Genomic DNA, 2,064 nt, shown 5'->3' with positions numbered 1-2,064 from the left:
GGGTGGCGGTTCCCGGCCTTGCCCCCGACGCCGTGACGGTCGCCTTGGGCCTGGTCTTTGGCGCCTACGCCGTCGTCGTGCTCGGGCTCGCGGCGGTGCTCTGGCGAAGCCGGCCGCCGGCCGCTCTGAGGGACGGCGCGCTCCCGACGGTCGCGATCACCGTCGCCGCCCGAGACGAGGAAGCAACCATCGGCCGGTGCCTCGAGGCCCTTCAGGCCCAAGACTATCCGCCGGAGAAGCTGATCGTCGTCGTCGCCGACGACCACTCGACGGACCGGACCGCCGAGATCGTCCTCGAGGCCGCCCGACGGAGTGGGCCGTTCGAGATCCGCTACGTCCGCGTCCCGGATCCTGTCGGGCACCTCCGCGGCAAGGCCCAGGCGATCCACACCGCCATCGAGGCCGTGGACGCCGACCTCGTCTTGGTCACGGACGCGGACTGCGCGCCGGTCCCGACGTGGGCGCGAGGCATGGCGGCCGCGTTCGCCGATCCCGACGTCGGGATCTCATGCGGCTTGGCCCAAGTCACGACCCGCCCCGGCCGTCTCTTCGACCGAGTCCAGGCGTTCGACTGGTCCCTCCTCCTCGGAGCCGTGGCCGCCGCCGCCGAGGCCGGAGCCCCGACGACCGGCATGGGAAACAACATGGCCGTCCGCCGATCGGTGTACAGCGAGGTCGGAGGCTACCCGGCGCTCCCTTTCTGTGTGACCGAGGACTTCGCCCTCGTCCAGTCCGTCGCGACCCAGACAGACCACTCGGTCCGGTTCCCACTCGACCCGGCGACGACCGTTTGGACGCTCCCCACGGACACGGTCCTCGAGGCGTACCAACAACGGAGGCGATGGGCTCGGGGTGGGCTGTCCGGTGGGTCTTCGGTGTTCGGCGTCTACGTGATCCTGTTCGCAGTCCACGCGCTCGTGATCGCTGGCATCGTCTCGGCACCGCTGTGGGGAGTATCCGCCCTCGTGGTGAAAGCGGCAGCGGACATGGCGCTGCTTTACGCCGTTAGCGTCCGGATCGGGAGGCCGGCGGACCCCCTCATTCTGATCCTGGGCGAGGTCTTCGTGACCGCGTATTTCGTGACGCTCCCCGCGGTTTTGGCTCTCCGCCCGAGGATTGGTTGGAAAGGGCGGCGGCATTAGCAATCTGGCGGGAACCGCATTCGACCCCGCACTTTGGGGTCCGTTCTTGGCAGATAGGCTAGGTTCAACCCGATCTGAAACAAGGGACTAGCAAGATGCGTGTCCCCGACACAGGAATCTCCTTAGTACATCTCACATGCCGCGCGCGAAAGGCGTCATCCGCATCGACTCCGACTCCACTCATGGGTGGCAGGTCCGGGTCTACCGCGATGGTAAGACCTATTCCAGACTCTTCTCTGACCGCAAGTGTGGTGGCCGTGACAAGTCGTTCGAGGCCGCCCGCGAGTACCGGGAAAAGCTGCTCGAGGAGGTAGCTGAGCTTCCCGCAGCCCCCAAGCGCCGGCGTCTGGTCACGTCCAACCGAGGGAACACGAGCGGCGTCGTCGGGATCTCGCGGACGTTCAAACGCGACCGCCGAGGCGTCCGGCACGAGGTGTACGCGGTCTCGTGGAACCCGGAGCCCGGCCTCGCCCGGGGGACGTCGTTCTCGATCAAACGCTACGGGGAGGACACGGCCTTCCGCATGGCGTGCCAGCTTAGGTGGGAGAAGATGAAGGAGATCCACGGCGACCGCTACGACGTCCCCAGCTACCTCGACCTCTACCGCCAAAAGGGCACCGTGGACGACCGAGCCGCCGAGCGCCGCTCCGCGTCCTAGCCGCGTCCTCGAGGACGCACGCGTGGGGTTACTCGGCCTCGAGGACGGCTCGCGCTCGTCGGACCACGTCCTCGAGGGGGAGCGCCCCGTCGAGCCGATACGCGTCTTCGGGAGCCTCGAGGGTTGCGAGTTGACTCGGCAAGAGGTCCGCTCCGGCGACGTGACCGTCTCGCGCACGCAGTCGGCGGCCGAGCTCGTCCTCTGGGACGTCGAGCCAGAACACCATGACGTCCTCACGGGCTGCCCCGAGTGTGTCTCGGTACG

At 68.0% G+C, this 2,064-nt stretch carries 2 protein-coding genes and 1 pseudogene; 2 read left to right on the top strand and 1 reads right to left on the bottom strand.

Annotation, left to right across the window (positions count from 1 at the left end):
- Together WBA11_RS20580 and WBA11_RS20575 are read left to right on the top strand one after the other, a co-directional pair.
- A partial coding sequence (locus WBA11_RS20580; RefSeq protein ID WP_424522501.1) for a glycosyltransferase occupies nucleotides 1-1,142 on the top strand: 1,142 nt, incomplete at its 5' end.
- Nucleotides 1,143-1,278: 136 nt separating this feature from the next.
- On the top strand, nucleotides 1,279-1,800 hold the full coding sequence (locus WBA11_RS20575) for a hypothetical protein (protein ID WP_424522500.1): 522 nt from the start codon (nucleotides 1,279-1,281) through the stop codon (nucleotides 1,798-1,800).
- 28 nt (nucleotides 1,801-1,828) lie between these two features.
- On the opposite strand, the pseudogene WBA11_RS20570 reads toward WBA11_RS20575, so the two are convergent.
- Nucleotides 1,829-2,064 (bottom strand): annotated as a pseudogene (locus WBA11_RS20570) (gluconokinase); the annotation flags it as partial.

Source organism: Rubrivirga sp., from assembly GCF_049648075.1.
Classification (GTDB): Bacteria; Bacteroidota; Rhodothermia; order Rhodothermales; family Rubricoccaceae; genus Rubrivirga.
This window is presented reverse-complemented; position numbering and strand designations above follow the sequence as displayed.

Excerpts from the sequence above, each read along its gene's own strand:
- WBA11_RS20575 (WP_424522500.1), top strand. The coding sequence starts at position 1,279 with ATGCCGCGCGCGAAAGGCGTCATCCGCATCGACTCCGACTCCACTCAT.